The sequence below is a fragment of the Bifidobacterium thermacidophilum subsp. thermacidophilum DSM 15837 genome, assembly GCF_000426425.1.
GTDB lineage: Bacteria > Actinomycetota > Actinomycetes > Actinomycetales > Bifidobacteriaceae > Bifidobacterium > Bifidobacterium thermacidophilum.
On sequence record NZ_AUFI01000009.1, the window covers coordinates 177,912 to 195,375 of the forward strand.

A 17,464-nucleotide genomic window follows, 5' to 3' on the forward strand; every position below is an offset into this window, starting at 1 on the left:
GTCGCGATACACCGTGTTGTTGAGCGCGAATGGATGATGATGCTCGGCAACGGTAGCAGACACGCCGGGAGTAGCGGCGGTTTGTGCGGGTTCGGGTGTTTCGGGTTCCGGTGCTGCGCCGGTTGCCGTAGTTGCGCCGCTTGCGTCGGTCACGCCAATTTCCGTGATTGCCCCAGCTTCCCCGCAAATATCGCGATATCCAGCATTACATTGTTCTGCCATTGTTGTCTTTCATCCTTCCTTCATCCTGACCTGTGCCGACTGGTATACGGCTGGTATGTCGCTGACATGTGACTGACATCCAGCTGTGTGTCCCACACCAGCGAATCACCCTGCATCACATCAAGCTGCGTTCAACGATGGTCCCAAGTATCCGCGAAATCGACCGTCCGGCCGTTCCGATTCTTGTTTTCCGCGACCTTGATTTCATGGATTTCATGCGATCCGCACGCGCCTGACGTTGTCATAACGCGGCCGGATCAATGGTTTCGGCGTTATTGTCGCCGCATTCGTCGCCATTCCTCAACTCTCGTCTCGGCAGCTTGACGTCGGCCCGCAGTCCACACAAATCAAGCTCCGGCCCAGGCGAGGGCACGACGGACGATTTCGCCATACCCGTTGGCCATCTGGTCGATGCACTCGGTCAGCTGCTCGCCTTGTGCATCGCACCATTCCACGTCGAGCGTCTCATCCTGTGGCTTGCAATCGCCCGGAATCGGCACTACATAGCACAGGGCGATTGCGTGCTGGCGAGGGTCATAAAACGGCGAAATACCAGGGGTTGGGAAGAATTCAGCCACAGTGAACGGCTGCAGGCTCTGCGGCAGGGTCGGCAGCGCGATATCGCCGAGATCCTTGGAGATATTGCGGGCGATGGCCTCACGCACGGATTCGTGATACAGCACTCGCCCGGCAATCAACGTGCGCTCAACCGACCCGTCCTCGCTGACACACAAGAGGGAGCCGACCTTGCTGATTCGGCCGAAATCATCAACGCGCACCGGCACAACGACAACGTACGGCATCGGGGTTTCACGACGGATCCGGGTGATTTCGCCCGAGTCAAGCCATCCCGGAGGGTTGCCGTGGCCTGATCCGCGGATGAAATCCTCCGGCGTGATATGGTCGAACTCGCCTCTGCGGCGATTCGCATCGTAGTCGCCCTCGTCGGGCACCTCGTCATTCAGCACTGGCATGGTTCCATTATTGCCCAACCCCAAGAATCCTGGCGGCGTGTTCGCCAGCAGGTGCGGACCGCGGGGTCGCAAGCAGGTGACAACGGAATCCTCACGATGCCGTGACTGCTGTTGATTGTGCAAGCACGCGACCGCCGCCACCATGCGAGCCAATCCTCACACACTGACTTCCCAAGCCATCCAGAACCCCAATCCCGACTGCCTCACCCGCCATCGTGCGAGCGAATCCTCACACAAGGTCAAGACCAACAATCCAGCCAAACGCAACCACCCAACCGGTCACCATGCGAGCCAATCCTCACACAACGACCACCCGGCACCACCAAACCAACCAAACCACCCCGCCAAACCGCCATCATGCGAACCAATCCTCACACAACGCCGCATCCGCCCGTTCACGGGGCGCAATCCCCATGCCAGCATCCGAACCATCTGCGGTTCGGCTATCGGCGGACAGCGCTTGACTTTCAGGCACGGTGTGGGATGCTGGGAACCACGAAACACACACGAACCGCGACAATCCGACTCACGGATAGCACGACAGTCGCCCGGAAAGCGGGGACACCGGAAGTAAGGAGCCATCATGGCAACCACCGCAGTAACTACACAGACATTCGAGAAGACCATCACCGACAACAACCTGGTGTTCGTTGACTTCTGGGCCACCTGGTGTGGACCGTGCAAGGCCTTCGGCCCGGTGTTTGAGAAGGCGAGCGAAGAGCATCCCGACATCACCTTCGCGAAGGTCGACATCGATCAGAATCAGGAACTCGCCGCCGCGGCCCAAATCCAGGCCGTGCCCACGCTAATGGTCGTCAAGGGTGGCAAGGTCATTTTTAAGCAGGCAGGCGCTTTGCGCGGCTCCGACCTCGAGAATCTCATCGAGCAGGCGAAGGCTTATCAAGACGATCAGGAAGCCTGATCTGGTTTCTGAAACCTCTGAAAACCCCTGAACCTGAATCCCCATGCAGCAGGGGCGTACAGTGCACACGCTGTGCGCCCCTGCTGCGTAACCATCAGAGTTATCACAAGAATTGCCGATCTCGACGCTGCCACCTGTCCGGAATCCGAAAACAGATGATTTCCTCCGAGACGATTTCCCCCGACTCGATGACGAATTATGCAGAAGGCGAACAGCGCTTATCGCGCTCATGATCAGTTCGGAACACGCGTCCGTCGACACGTGCCCGAACACCGTATGACACTCCGAACGCCAGCAGCTATACGCCCTTGTGCAAGGCCGGGATTCCGCGTGGTTGACGCCCGACCGTCACCCGCCACCCCCACGACCGGGATTTGATGTTTCACATCAGCGCGGTAGTATGGAGGAGGTGTGCAACCCGACGGCGGCAGCGTTGAGCAGTCCGCGACGTGGGGTTAAGCAGTTGATGACCCCGGCACACGGCATCTGTAGGTCGAGCAAGGAGCGACATGGCTAACCACCGTAAGAAAGTGTCCACCCTCAGGTCGCTGAGCAAGCGTCAGCGAATCAAGGTCATGGCGGTAATCGCCGCAGTGGGCGTTCTTGTGGGGACGGGTGCCGTGTCACGCAACTACTACGCCGCCGAACATCACCAGTCCACTGTCACTGCATATTCGGCGACGGAAGCCAACGCCGATGAAGTCTCCCGTGGTACCACGCGTAGCAGCCTCAAAGGCGCCGACGCCGACACCTCGTACATCACGGTGAAGATCAACGGCAAATCCCGCGTGGTGCTCGGCAAGGACTTCACGAATGTCAAGTCCGTTCTTGAAGCGGGCAATATCACACTTGAGCCGAACGACACCGTCTCCCCCTCGCTGACCACCGAGGTCACCGAATCCACGGTCATCACCATTGAACGTTCCGGTGCAGATCTTGAAACATCGGATGACGCAATCGCGTACAACGTCGTGCGCAAGGAGACCGCGGACCTGCCGAAGGGCACCGAAAAGGTCGAAACCGAAGGTCAGGACGGCGTCATGGAGACCACAAGCCTCGTGCAGCGCGCAGGCGGCAAGGTCGTATCTTCCAACGTGTTCGCGTCGTATGTGAAGACAGCTCCTGTTGACAAGGTGATTCTCGTGGGCACCGGCACCACAAAGACGGCCAGCTCCAACCCGACGAGCACCGACATCGGCACCACCACCCCAGTTGGCGAGATGCAGCAGTGGGCGCATGACTATCTCATCGCCAACGGCGGCAGCGAAGCCGATTTCACGGCGACCGTGTACATCATTACGCATGAATCAGGTTGGCGTGTAAACGCCACCAACGCAAGCTCCGGCGCGTACGGCCTGCCGCAGGCGCTCCCCGGCAGCAAGATGGCCTCCGCGGGCGCCGACTGGGCAACCAACTACCAGACGCAGCTCCTGTGGTTCTGGGGGTATTGCAACTCCCGCTATGGCTCGGTACAGGGGGCTTATAGCCACTGGCTGAGCGCGCACAGCTACTGATCCGCTGCTCGATTGCTGCTGGCAGTGATTGCCGGCTGTTTTTCTCACAACCTGGCTACGCTGAGACCTCGCTCAGCGTAGCCAGGTTGTTTTGTAGGGTGTGGTGTTGCTTTGCTGTGTTGTACTCCAGTGTGTCTAGGTAGCGCCATCGATGCAACCTGCTCGGTTGTCCACGGAATCTACACCGCGACGCGTCTTCCGGCAGTAAGGATAAGTGGCAGAATACCACACACATTCTGTCATGTAGCCCCAAATGATGACTATGGATGACTCCACGCGTGTGTCGTGCTGTTCAGCGGCTTGCTCTGATTGAGCGTGATGAGAATTTCCCGCGATGATTCCGCTTACCATCAGCTGGATACCGCCATTACATCTCCGACCAACGATTTCCGCGATTACGTGTGTTGTCAATAGAGATGTTCCACCCCCGACATGGGCGGGTGATCGATTCCACGGACCAATGCCGGAATCGACCGGTGAAAACTGAACCAGTCCATGTCTGCCACCTACCACGTATCGCATGTAAGGTGCATAGGGCTCAAGAATCTTGGAATAGCAACAATCCTGGCCGTGCGCTCAATCACTGCAGTCATAAGCCGGCCTCAGATTACGGACTGAATCTGAAATCGAGTATGGAAATCATATTCAGTCCGCCGGTGGCAGTTCCCACGGTTCATTCCCAAGTCATTCTGTGCCGATGACCAATCTCACAATCAAGAAATACCAACGATCTGTAATCCGGCGCACCTGGTTGATATCCATTCCCCGGCACGTCGACGCGGATTAATACGAGGATTGCCCCGCAGTATCGGATTTAGTCCGAGCCTCGCATCTGCACATACCGTGGCTACTCTTGCAGCGCAACCGAAATCCGCAGAATACCAACAGATCTATTCTGCTTGCATCAGCCGAGCCTGCACATTCGCCCATCCTCGGTGACTGAATGCAAAATCTATTCCCGAACTCGATTCCAATCCACGAATATCCACCCTGCATCTGCCATCTCGCAAGACCACACCTCGCCTAACCTCATAGCCTTCACACCGTCATGCTCTGAAGGGCGTCTGATCGAGGACTCATCCCGGAATCAACCACCGATTCCCGATCCGGTCCAAGCCCCTCGCGCAGACGGACCCCGGCCACTCTCACAGTTAAACCGAAATCCGCAGAATACCAACAATTCATAATCATCACTCCCTCAGCACTCATACGCCGCATATCCCGTTCTTAGGCTCAAATCCTAAATCAATCATGAATATCGGATGCAGTCCAACACACATGGGTCCCGCTCAACCACCGTTTCACCCCATCAGATACCTGCAAGGCAGCGGTATTCGCCCTCTTGCTTGCATCCATACCCGATCCCTGCACAGTATCCATTCCCTGCAATGAATCCAATCTCGGCGTTGAATCTCCGATTCAGTCCATCGTCCGATATCATGCGCCCGAGTTACTCCTGTCAGCACAACGTATCCGTAATCGACCTCAAGAATCACTGATGACAACTCACCATCATCTTCTGACCACATTGTTCGCGCGGAATCGTTTTCCCACTAACCATCACATATCGTCGAACCATGAGCAGTCCATCACCCAACCCAGACAAACTGTACAAGCCAATCACAGCGAAAACGCTATCAGAACGACAACAGCAAGCGTTACGGACTTGCCTGAGCGTGCGCTTCAAAGGGGTGGTTTCGCACACCACGGCTCTCGACCTATTTCGGGTCGAACGTCCAGAACGGCTACTCAACGATCATCAGCTTCATATCACCGTAAGCAAACGCCATTTGCGTCGTCAACAATTCGGTCCGGACAGTCCGGATATTGCGATGCACCAGTGGAAAGACCTGACTGCAGAACATACCATTATGCTGTCCGCCGGATTGCGGGTGTTATCGCCTGAAGCGACATGGGGATTGCTGGCACCGAGCTTGCGAATCGATGAACTCACCGAAGTCGCCGAGTCGCTTATCAGACATGGGCATGCGACGGAAGCCTCACTTGAAGAATTCCTCACATCACAGCGTTTCCCGGGCAAAGCCAAATGCCGTGCCTCGCTCGCACTGGTCGTCACCGGAAGTGATTCGCCAAAGGAGACCCAGCTGCGGTTATGCCTGTATTCATACGGACTGGAGCGATTCGAAGTGAATTATCGGGTTCCGGATATCCTTTCCGATCAGGGAGGAGATATCACTCTTGATCTCGCTGATTGCGAACTGAAAATCGGCATCGAGTACGCGGGTGACCAGCATCGGACTGAACAACGTCAATGGCGTAGGGATCTGCAGAAGCACCGTCTTCTCGAATCCATGGGTTGGATGATTCTGCAGGTGACCCAACTTGATCTTGCGAATCCCATCAACCGCGAGCGCCTTGCCATGAGAATTGCCTCAGCACGGGCGCAAAGAGCCGGACACCCGCTCATGCTGTCCACTCAAATTCCGTGGGAGATGTTGGCTGACCGGCGTAGGCATTCGCTACGATGACGGGGTGGTGATTGGACTTATGCTGGATTGATATTTGGGGCAGATTACGGGCTGATTGGCTGGCTGATGACCGGATTCTTTGCCTGATTGACGAACGCGCCAGATGACAGGACTAGAGCGAGTATCGGGGATTGATTCCTGATTCGGTCCCATTTGTTGCCATGCGACAGCCTCGCGCAACGGATTGGTCCGCCAGCATGGCAGCGCGGGCACTGGAATTCTGGTCATCTGCGTACACCTCGGAGAGGCCCTCGACTCGTCGATCTTTGAAATCGGCCGAATCCGCGGACTGAATCGGAAATCGCATGCCGATTCCCAATCCAGTCCGCGCCACGCACCCTGCCAACGGGCCATCGACCACGCCGACAACACAGGATCCGCAGAATACCAACAATCGACCACGCCTCACCAACCGCCAAGTAGCCGAATCAATGGACCAGCTCAGGAATTACACGCCGATTTCGAATCAAGGGCACAATCACAATACCCGGCGCCCTGCCACCGACAATGACGATTATCCAAGAACCGCTCAATCCTAGCAATCCACCAGCACGGCAGACACCAGGCATCGAGCCACCAACCACAGTGCAGCCCAAACCCACGGACCAAATCGAAAATCGTATGCTGATTCCCGATCCGGTCCGCACCATGCCACCAGACTCCGGACCATCGACCACAACGACAGCACAGGAACCGCAGAATACCAACAATCGACCAGCGCTCGGGAGGCAATCAACCGAGGCACCGGTCATCAGACGGCCGTGCCCACGGACCAAATCGGAGATCGTGTACTGATATCCCGTTCAGTCCAGACCACACCATCCAGCACCAAACCACCGATCCACTACAACAACACAAAAACCGCGGAATACTAACAACCTACCAGCGCGGCAGACATCAGCCACCTAGCCGATGCTGCTTGGCGGCCCAAATCCGCGGACTGGATCGCGAATCGTACGCCGATTCCCGATCCAGTCCGTGCCACGCACCCAGACTCCAGACCATCGACCAGGCCGATTCCCTCAAAACCGCAGAATACCAACACTCCACCAGCGCGGCAGACATCAGCCACCTAGCCACCAACCACGGCTCTGACCAGATCCACGGACCAAATCGCAAATCACTGGCCGATTCCCGATCCAGTCCGCACGACACCACCAGCCAACAGACCACCAACCGCGATAATCACCAAACCGCAGAATACCAACACTCCAGCAGCGCTCGGAAGACGATCAACCGATACACCGGCCATCAGACAGCCCACGCCAGCGAACTGAACCGGAAATAGTCACTAGATCTCCGGTTCAACCCGTGCTCAGCACCACTGGCACCCAACGTACCAGCCGTCGGCAACTACTTACCGCTCGTGCTGTCGGCGGAATTGGCGACGGAATCATCAGGAGTACTGGGAGTGGTGGGATTCTTGCTCGTGTTATCAGTGGATTGTTTGTTATCTGGTTGTTTCGCGGTATCTCCAGTATCCCCACCGGTTGAAGTCGTGCTCCCGCCCAGATTCTGTCTCTGCGTCTGGTGCTGCGTCTGCCCCTGCGTTTGACTTTGAGCCTGCGCAGCCGCGGCCGAGGCAGCAGCTGCAGCATCAGCGGCGGCCCGTTGGGTCTTGTACTCTTCCATCGATGCGTTCACCGCGTCAGAAGCGGTTTGCAAGTCGTTTTGCGCCTTTTGCACATCCACGAGCGCCGGCTTTTCCTTCTGCAACAGCGTATTGGCCGCGTCAATCGCGGATTGCAGCGTCGTCCGCGTGTTGTCATCCGCGACAACCCCTTGGCTGTTGGACAGCAAAGTCGAGGCTTCGCTTGTCGTTGTCTTCAGCGTGTCGACCGCAGAGTTGTAATCATTGGTCTGCTTGGTTTTCGCGCTGGTCTTCACATCCTTTGCAGCGGCTTTTACGGTGGAATTCAAGTTGACCAGCTGCGTGGCCAGTGTCTGATTGGTTTCCGCCGCCTTGCCGAGTGCGTCCGTGCTCAGGGACGTCTTGCACATGACCGGCTTGCTCGCGGATTTCGCCTTGCTTACCGCGGTTTTCAGCTTTTCTACGGTCATGACATCGGCGACCTGATCGGTGCCGATTTTCTGTTGCGCCGCAGTGCTTTTCAGCGTTGCTGTAAGGGTTTCTGAGTTTTCTTTGACTTGGCTATACGCTTTCGTGCAGTTTGAATATGCATTGCTGCGATTGCGATTGGTCCGGACCATCCCGTACAGGTAGTACACGCCCACCCCGGCAGCGATGATGGTGATGATCAGGAATATCACGACAATCACCCGGCTACGGGTTTTCGTTCCGCGCGATGATGGAGAGTCGTCGGCTTCCTCAGCACGCCTCCGCTCGTTACCCGATGCTTGTCGCACGCTGTTGTCGACCAGTTCCTCCTGCAAGGAACCGACGGCATCCTGCGGACCGGTCATCCCGCTTTGAGGGGTATGGATGGTCCTGGTGGCATTGGTTTTTGCAGCCCCCGGAGCCGTGACTTTTGCGCTAATCGCAGCGGTTCCAGCGACGACAGCCGCCGAGGAGACGGGCGTCATAGTTTCGGTTTCCGCATTGGCGACGCGTTCACGAGCGATATCATCCGCGCGCGGAGCCGGAGGAGTGAGCAATGATGGTCCCGGCTGCTGAAGACCGACGTGTTGATCGACATGTTGATTACCGCCCCGTTGAGCCCCAGCCGCACCTGTAGCACCCTCAGCACCAACAGTAGCAGTGGCAGCAGCTGAAGCAGCCGTGCCCGAAGCAACACCACCCGAAACAGCAGCTACCGGATTCGGCATCGTCATTCCCGGCACATCCGGCATCGACAAGCTGATGTTTGACGTCCCAAGCGCCGCATTCGACACGCCACTTTGCGTTCCAATATTCGATGGCGCCAGCGCGGCCCCGAATTGTTGGGTCTCCGCCTGATTATTGTCTTGCCTCGCCGCATTCAACCATTGTTCGGTTTTTGTTCCGGCACGATGTTGAGGCGCTCCCGCTGTGAGATTGGACGGGGATATTGGAGCCGCAGCAGCCGCAGAACCTGCAACTGCAGAGCCGGCAACATCGCCTGCGGCGCCGGCAACACCGGAAGCAGCCGCAGGCCCGCCGGCAGTTGACTTGCTGGTGCGGGGAGCGCGCGAGCTGATATCCGCAATCTTGCTGATCGGCGAAACCTCGCCACTCTGCTCATTGTCCAGCATCGGGAACGTGATAAGCGGAATATCCCAGTTCGTGTCAACGATATCCCCTGGCAGTATCCCGTCCTCATCGGCGAACGCCGGAGCATTACCCGTTCCGAGCGCTCCGGCAGCTGGAATGCTGGAAGAATCGGTGGTGATGCCGCCCGGAGCATCCGAGTCAGCCACGCCATTCATACCGTTGAGACCATTCGCGTCAGCAGAACCGCCCACATTACCCAAGAACCCCTGACTCCCCTGTTGCTCGGCATTACCAGCAGCTGCGTCTTTGTCAGCATGCCAGGCTTTGTCAGCATCGTCAGTCGGCTTGGCGATCGGAAACAGCAGGTTCATATCCGATTGCTGATGCTCCTGTCCTGTCATCGACTTCTCCTTGTTTCACTTCGCGCAACTCTTGCCGCGCGTCACGCCATGCACATCTTTACCTATGGTAGGTCATTGCCGGTACCTCTACGGATTGCGATCGGTTACTAGCTCGTCGGTACCACCGCGCACCAAGAAAATACACGCGGGGGCAGCCGGAATCCTTCGACTCCGTCTACCCCCGTTTTCGTCTCAATGACGGGTGTCACTTGCTATGTTTGCTCCCACCATGATTACCAGTGGATTCATCATAATAATAGTAGTAATAATTGCCGTTCTTATTGGAATGCTTCTTCTCGTCCGCAAAGTTGAGCACGAAGCCGAGAACCGGAACATCCGCTTCCTTCAGCAATGTGGCGGTATCTGCAAGATCCTTCTTCTCTGCAACACCCCTGCCGACGACGAGAATCAGACCATGCGCCATACGGCCGAACACCGTCGCATCGTTCGCCACAGACAGCGGCGCGGTATCGATGATGACGTAATCGTACTGGGTGAGCGCCTGTTCGACCATCTCGGTCATCAGCTCCGAATTGAGCAGCACGCTGGCGTTGGCAGGACGCTTGCCTGCGGGCAGCACATGAAGATTCTGCTTCCAGTACTTCTGCACCACGTCACGCGGCGTCGCCTGAGCGGAAAGAATATGAGACAAGCCGACGTGGCCCTCGATGCCCATTTCCTTCGCCACGGACGGATGGCGCAAATCGGCGTCGATAAGCAGCACGCTCTTGCCGACTTCGGCGATGGCGGCCGCGGTATTGGTTGCCGTGGTGGTCTTGCCTTCGCCCGGCCTGGTCGACGTGAAGACGAGCAGATGACCGTGTTCCTTGACATTCGGTGCAAGGAAGGAGATATTCGTGCGAATCTTGCGGAACTCTTCCGCTTCTTTACTACTCGGCTGCGAAATAACGACAGGCCGCGGTTCGTCAAGCAGTTCCGAACGCTGAATCGAACCGAGCGACGAAGCCTTGGTCAGCTCGCGCACATCGGAGGAGCTCTCGACACGCGTGTTGATCACGTCAAGCAGCAACGCCATGCCGACTCCGCAGATCAGGCCAAGCACCACGCCCGCTGCAAGGTACAGCCCGACTTTCGGTGAACTCGGAGACTGCGGCGTACGGGCCTTTTGCACGAGGTTGAGCTGAATGGGGGATTTCGCGGATTCATCGGTGTACAGAGACGACGAAATCTGCTCCGAAAGGTTCTTCGCTACGCTGTTGGCAATGCGGGCGGACTGTTCGGCGTTACCGTCTTGTACGGAGACATCGACCATGAATGTGTTGCTTGGATTGGTGGCGGTGACTTTGTCGGCGAGTTCTTCGGTTGTCATGTCAAGACCGAGTTCCTTGATGACCGGCTTCAGTACGGCCTCGGTTTTCACCAGTTGCGGATAGGTCTTGATCTGGGTTGACAGATATGACGCACCCGAGTTCATGTCCGATGAATTCTGCGACTCCCCTTGCGAAGCGTAGGTTGCGAACAGCTCCGCGGTCGCAGTGTACTGAGGCGGCACCAAGAACGTATATCCCGCGACTGCGGCCACAATCACGACGAACGTAGCGATCGCAGCCACCATATGCTTGCGTACAGCCTGGAGTAAATCAGCGATTGTCAATGGTTCCCCAATTCTCGTGGAATCTCCTCAAAAACTCTTATACGATACCACTAGCGGGAGAATTCGCTCCGCCACCTACCCACTCTTTCACACGACCACCTAATTCTTGCTGGATGCCGGTAACGCTAGCTGATTTGTTGCTCATGATTCTCAGATGATTTGCATTGTCTTGTCCGTGCATCTGCTGGATACACTACTGGTTTCGAAGTCAAAAGTATTCATTTTCAATATTCACGGAAAAATCGGTAAGAAGTACACAAATCAACGGTATACTTTTTAATCACGATATACACGAACACTCAAGCATGAAGCCTGAGTTAAATTCGCGGATACGTCCGCGGAACAACGCAAGAATATAAAGGAGTATCTAATGACCTCATTACACGGATTCAAGGAGATCAATATCCGCAAGCCCATCGGCAAGGTCGTGATGACCGTTACCAAGACGCTGGTCCGGTTCAACAAGGCGACGGTGGTCGCAATGGAATGCCCGGAGTACGTGAAAATCCTCGTCAACCCTGATACGCGGCAGATCGCCGTCGAGCCTTGTAGCGCCGAGGATCGCAACGCGGTGAAATTCAGCCGGCCCAAGGGCACGAAAGCCGATGACGGCAACCAGCCGTCATCGGTTACCGTGCGCGAGCAGTCGGTGGTGGACGCAATCGTATCGTTCTTTGATTTCGCCGACGTCGACGAGGATCATGTCGCATACCAGGCCATTGTCGGGCGAATCTCCCAGGACGACCACGTGGCCGTGTTCGATGCCTCTGACGCGACTGCCGGCGTGATGAAGCGTCGCGGCCGCAGGAAGGGACAGACTCGGCAGTAATCGACGGCCGCGACGCAGATACGACACGACTTGACACGTATCGGCGGCCTCGACCCAACCAGTCCAAGCAGTAATCGGTTCCCGGTGGCATGCACCGGGAACCGATATTGTTTTCGGTGTTGTACCTTGAAAACGCATCTTTCACGCTTTCTGTATTCAGGTCGGGAATATCCGTGATGCTCGTTGCGGCACGGCATCCATGGTTACGCTACCATTCAGTTATTGTTCAGTCGCCCACGCGTTGTCTATCAACGGGTTTGCTTGTCTACACGGTGCCGGTACGATATGCCTCGTGGAACACGAACAAGGACAGCAACAGGGTGCCGAAAACCGCACCGATGGTGGCTTTGGTGATGCATCCTCGTTCGCGGAATTGCTTGATACGAATGAAATCGGGTATTACACGGTTTCTCCGGGAGACGACGGATTGATCCACACCCACAACGATGCAACACAGGATTCCGAATCCACGGCTGAAACCATGACGAACCAGCCCACGGACACCAATGCCGGCCAGTCTGCAACCGGCCAATCCGCAACCGACCAATCCGCACGACAGGCGTCCACGAGCGCAAAGCCGAAGAGCGAAAAGCCCATGAGCAAAGAACCGACAGTCGAAGAACCGGTACACGAAGAGTCCAAACGCGAAGAGCCAGACCACGAACGGTCTGCTTCAAAGGCGGCACCGCCGACTGGCACCGTGTTCAGGCCAGATGGCACGGTCGACTTCTCCAACGCTTCGCCCGATACCCACGCATCATCACAGTCCGCCCAGACGGCGAGCGCCCCGGCGGACTCCCCACAATCACACGGCGATGCAGCACAGCCGGATACTGCGGATACCGAAAGCGCTGAGACTCCGCTGCATCGCATGCAGCTTGGATTGCAAGGGTTTGCCGCCCGCTTCAGCACGGCATGGGGTGTGTTTAGAGGCGGGGTATCCACCGTTTTCACGGCAGTGGCTTCGTTCCTCGCACCCATGTTCAGCACCATCGCTCGTGGCTGGCACGCGTTCGCATCCACCATTTCACGCGGCTGGCACGCGTTCGTGGCGTTGAAAGCCGTGCAGGCTGTCTGGTCTGCGCTGAGATTCTTCAAGACCCGCATCTGGGACAAGCGGATGCGCTTCTCCTTCGCCTTCTACACGATCGTGTTCATTGTGGTGACCGCGGCAAGTGTCATCGGCTTGCAATGGAGCGTCTACACCGAGCCGACGTACGCCAAGGGGCAGGTTGTGGACGACCAGACCAAGGCGCTGAATTCCGTCGCCGGGCAGCTTACGAGTTTCGTCAGCCAGATCTGGCTGCACCAGAGCTACCAGGCGTGGCTGAACTTCATTGTGCTGGGCGTGCTCTATCTCACGGTGATCCTGGTCATCAACCGGTTCTGGGTGGCGACCGCGGTCTTCGGCGCACTGATGACCGTGTTCGCCATCGCCGACAAGATCAAGGTGGAGCTGCGCAACGAGCCGATTATTCCGGCCGATCTGCAGTTCATCACGGGTGGCAACGGCGACAGCATCATGTCATTCACCACGAAGAAGGACATGATGCTCATCAACTCGGCCGTCACCGGGGTAATCTGGCTGATTGTGGTGTGCGTGGTATTGCAGTTCCTCGACCGGCGTCGCGGGCTGATCCCGTACACGTGGAAGCGTTCGGCATTCGTCAGCGTCAAGAACATCACCGCCATGGTATGCAGGTGGGCGACCGCCATACTCAGCGTGGTGCTGTGCGCGTCGTTTACGTGGGGCTGCCTGTCGAGGGGTCCTGGGCGAAGAATTTCGCAAGTGGTCTGTCGGACGCCCCGCAACTATGGAACGCAATGGGCGATGCGGCGGCGAACGGCCCTACCATGAATTTTCTGCGGCTCGCACGCGTCAAGATTATGGACAAGCCGAGCGGGTACAGCAAGGAGAGCATGGAAGCTCTTGCCAAGAAATACGCGGGCGAAGCCGGAACCATCAACCAGACTCGCACAGCGAATCTTACCGACAGCACGGTGATCATGGTGCTGTCCGAATCGTTCTCCGACCCCACCCGCGTGCCGGGCGTGTCATTCACTGAAGACCCGATGCCGCAAATCAGGGCCATCAAGTCGGCGACCACATCAGGGCTCATGCTCTCCCCTGGGTACGGCGGCGGTACCGCGAATATCGAGTATCAGGCGCTGACAGGCCTCAACATGGCCAATTACGACTCATCGCTGTCCATCGCCTACCAGCAGCTGGTGCCGAAGCTCAAGTGGACGCCCACGTTCAATCAAATCTGGAACCAAGCGAACGGCAAATCCAGCTCGATTGCGTTCCATGATTTTTCAAGCATCATGTATTTCAGAGATAGAAATTATCAAAAATTCGGTTTCTCAAAATTCTATTCAACTGACGGAAAACTTGTGCTCCAAGACTTACAATCAATAGATTCAGATTGGTATTATTCCGATTCTTCATTCTATAGACAGGTTCTAGAATCAGTGGAGGACAATCAACAAACATCACAATTTATACAAATTGTTACCATGCAGAATCATCTGCCATATAACGATTGGTATGAGAACAACCAATTCAAAGATGAGGATACATCGTCAGATATCGACAATGATGAGAAAATCAGTATCGAGACCTATGCCAAAGGCGTGAACTACACCGATCAGGCGACTGCGGATCTCCTCAATCAGCTCAACCAGATCAACCGTCCGATCACCGTGATTTTCTACGGGGACCATCTTCCCGGTATCTACTCGACCGCCAACGAGGACAAACACAATCAAATCACCCTGCACGAAACCGACTACTTCATCTGGTCGAACGCGGCCTCGGCATCTGCAAATACCAAGCTGGACGACACCACAAGCGACTACACGTCATCCAACTATTTCATGGCTCAAGCAGCACAGCATCTCAATGCCAAGGTCTCGCCTTATCTCGCATTTTTGACCGAGATGCACGCAGCGATTCCAGCGATTTCCGTTCCCGCGTCCGCCGGCGATGCCAGCAAGCCTGTCTATCTGGATGCGGACGGGAATCGAATCCAGCCGAAGGATCTGACAACGCAGCAGAAAGAGCTGCTCCATGATTATCAGCTGATCCAATACGATTTGACCGCCGGCAAGCAGTATCTGAAAGATACCAGCTTCATGGCCACCGCGAAATAGCTGAAAGATTACCAGGTGTCCGCTCCCCCGCGAGCCCACTCCGTGATACGCCACGGTTTGTATACTTGTCGGCATGAAGCAGTCCGATACCCATATCGCAGATTCCGTAGCAGCATCGGCATGGGAAACCGTCAATCGTGTTGTTTTCCCCGTCAAAGACGCTGATTTGACTCTTCCCCTCTATGCCGTCGAGTGGACGCGTCCGCATGTAGACGCCGGAGCCCAGGACGTTCGTGTCAACCAGCTCCGCGTGGACACCAAGCATATGAATCGTCGCGATCTGATGCATCTGTTGCGCGAGGGAGTCGCGGATGCATCAGCACCCGAAAACTCCTTCACATGCGTGTCCCGCACCAAGCTGGAAGTTCAACAGGGCGGCCACGCCTCCCTGTGCACATATTTCAACGCGTTCCCCGCCTCATACTGGCGCCGGTGGACTGCGGTGAGCCACGTACGGTTCGTAGCCACGGCGGCAGGTAAGGGACGAATCAACCTCTTCCGGTCGAACGGCCGCGGCCTGATCACCCCCGCAGGCAGCATCAATATCGATGCCGACACCCCCACGGCGGTTTCCGGCATATTCGACATGAAAGGCCTCATGGACGGCGGATTCTTCTGGTTCGACGCCCAAGCCGCACCGGATTCCACACTCACGGTCAGCGATGCCGGCTGGCAGGCACCGGTCGAAGAGCGCAGAGCGAAGAACCGCACCACACTGTCGATTGCCATCACCACTTTCAACCGCGCACCCTACTGCATGAACCAGCTCAAGGCGATTGCTGGAGAAGCGTCCGTCCGCGAGCGCCTCGACACCATCTACTGCACCGACCAAGGCACCGATTTGGTACGCAATCAGCCGGATTTCGATGCGGTTGCCAAGGATTTGGGCAGCCAGCTCACGTATCTGCGGCAGGGTAACCTCGGCGGATCCGGCGGCTTCTCCCGTGGCATGTATGAGACCTGCAAGGCCGGCAACAGCGAGTATGTACTGTTGCTGGACGATGACGCAATCAGCGAGCCCGAGGCGATTCTGCGCGCCGTGCAGTTCGCGGATTACGCGAAACGGCCGTTGCTGGTAGGCGGCGGCATGCTGCATCTGGATAACCGTACGGTGTTGTGGTCACAGGGAGAAGATATCGACGGGCGCCAGATGCCGTTACGCAATGCCTTCGGATCCCACGATTTCGCTACGAATCCGCTACGGGACTCCCCCGAATGCCACCAGCGTTTTGACGCGCAATACAACGGCTGGTGGATGTGTTTGATTCCGACATCGGTGATTCGCGAAATCGGTCTTGCGATTCCGGTGTTCATCAAGTACGACGATATTGATTACGCATTCCGAGCCAAGGAACACGGCTATCCTACGGTGTCGCTTCCCGGCGTCGCGGTGTGGCATCAGGGGTGGCATGACAAGGATATCTCCCGCACATGGGAGGAGTATTTCATGCAGCGCAACCGTTGGATTTTCGCATTGCGACATAATCCGGAACCTTCTCGGACCATGCCGGTGAACGTGCTTTCCGCCGATATCAATATGGGACTCCATCTGGTGTATTCCGGCATCGGATTGCATCACCGGGCCATCCAGGATCTGCTGCGAGGTCCGCAATACATCATCGGCATCTATTCGACCGCGATGGCGAGTGTCAGGAAGCTTCGTTCGACATTCCCAGATACGCATGCGGTTATGGATTTCGATGAGTTCCCGGAGCCACGCCGCAGGTTCGTTTCGCCCAGCACCCGGCCGACGACGTCTATCCGACGTGCCATTGATTGCGCGGTGAACTTCGGGAAGGCGATGTTGTTGCCTCGCGATGGACGCAAGTCCACAGCTCCGGATGTTGCCGTACCGACCATGGAATCCACCTGGAACGCATACAATGGTGTGGATTCGGCTCTGGTCACCTCACCGGACGGTAATTCCGTCACTTGGATGCGTCGTGATGACCGTCTATTCCGCCGGGACATCAACGAAGCGCTCCATCTTTCCAGCGAATTGAGGCGCAACTGGAAACGGCTCCACACCGCATACAGCGATCCGCGTTTCACGAGCTTCGAGACGTGGGAACGGATTTTCAAGGAGAATCCGGCACAGGATTAGTTGCGGGAGGTCGCCAAGAGCAACCAGGCGCAAGCCGGGTGCGAGAATTGTCGCAATCCTCATACCCGGCTGTGTTCGTGGCGCCTAGTT

Annotated in this window: 10 protein-coding genes; 7 read left to right on the forward strand and 3 right to left on the reverse strand. The window is 56.6% G+C overall.

Translation table 11 applies throughout. The features are described from left to right. Positions 1-569 precede the first annotated feature (569 nt). The gene (locus K315_RS0106145) at positions 570-1,196 is read right to left on the reverse strand and encodes a DUF4916 domain-containing protein (protein WP_015449947.1); all 627 of its coding nucleotides are present in this window, start codon (positions 1,194-1,196) and stop codon (positions 570-572) included. Positions 1,197-1,779: 583 nt separating this feature from the next. On the opposite strand from K315_RS0106145, the gene trxA reads away from it, so the two are divergent. From trxA to K315_RS09585, 3 genes are all read left to right on the forward strand, one after another. Further along, a complete protein-coding gene (gene trxA / locus K315_RS0106150) occupies positions 1,780-2,118 on the forward strand; it encodes a thioredoxin (protein WP_029576662.1) in 339 nt (112 codons plus the stop codon). A 509-nt stretch (positions 2,119-2,627) separates the two neighbouring features. Continuing rightward, positions 2,628-3,632 carry a resuscitation-promoting factor gene (locus K315_RS0106155; protein WP_029576663.1) on the forward strand — a complete coding sequence of 335 codons (1,005 nt, stop codon included), beginning with the start codon at positions 2,628-2,630 and terminating at the stop codon, positions 3,630-3,632. 1,577 nt (positions 3,633-5,209) lie between these two features. Further along, positions 5,210-6,121, forward strand: coding sequence for a PDDEXK family nuclease (locus K315_RS09585; protein WP_152571431.1), 912 nt, complete (start codon positions 5,210-5,212; stop codon positions 6,119-6,121). Between the two features lie 1,353 nt (positions 6,122-7,474). Here the strand turns inward: K315_RS09585 and K315_RS0106170 are convergent. Both K315_RS0106170 and K315_RS0106175 read right to left on the reverse strand, forming a co-directional pair. Then, the gene (locus K315_RS0106170) at positions 7,475-9,673 is read right to left on the reverse strand and encodes a hypothetical protein (protein WP_029576666.1); all 2,199 of its coding nucleotides are present in this window, start codon (positions 9,671-9,673) and stop codon (positions 7,475-7,477) included. Between the two features lie 205 nt (positions 9,674-9,878). Beyond that, positions 9,879-11,288, reverse strand: coding sequence for a tyrosine-protein kinase domain-containing protein (locus tag K315_RS0106175; RefSeq protein WP_029576667.1), 1,410 nt, complete (start codon positions 11,286-11,288; stop codon positions 9,879-9,881). Positions 11,289-11,658: 370 nt separating this feature from the next. Between K315_RS0106175 and K315_RS0106180 the strand changes: the two genes are divergently transcribed. From K315_RS0106180 to K315_RS0106190, 4 genes are all read left to right on the forward strand, one after another. Further along, entirely contained in the window at positions 11,659-12,117 is a 459-nt protein-coding gene (locus tag K315_RS0106180) for a hypothetical protein (protein ID WP_029576668.1), read from the forward strand. Positions 12,118-12,409: 292 nt separating this feature from the next. Beyond that, complete coding sequence (locus tag K315_RS10725; protein ID WP_052316560.1) at positions 12,410-13,975, forward strand: hypothetical protein; 1,566 nt, start codon at positions 12,410-12,412, stop codon at positions 13,973-13,975. Then, on the forward strand, positions 13,942-15,270 hold the full coding sequence (locus tag K315_RS10730; RefSeq protein ID WP_052316561.1) for an LTA synthase family protein: 1,329 nt from the start codon (positions 13,942-13,944) through the stop codon (positions 15,268-15,270). The genes K315_RS10725 and K315_RS10730 overlap by 34 nt, the downstream gene beginning before the upstream one ends. A gap of 73 nt (positions 15,271-15,343) precedes the next feature. Next, positions 15,344-17,374 (forward strand): glycosyltransferase, encoded by a 2,031-nt coding sequence (locus tag K315_RS0106190; protein WP_029576669.1) that lies wholly within the window; start codon positions 15,344-15,346, stop codon positions 17,372-17,374. Positions 17,375-17,464: the final 90 nt, after the last annotated feature.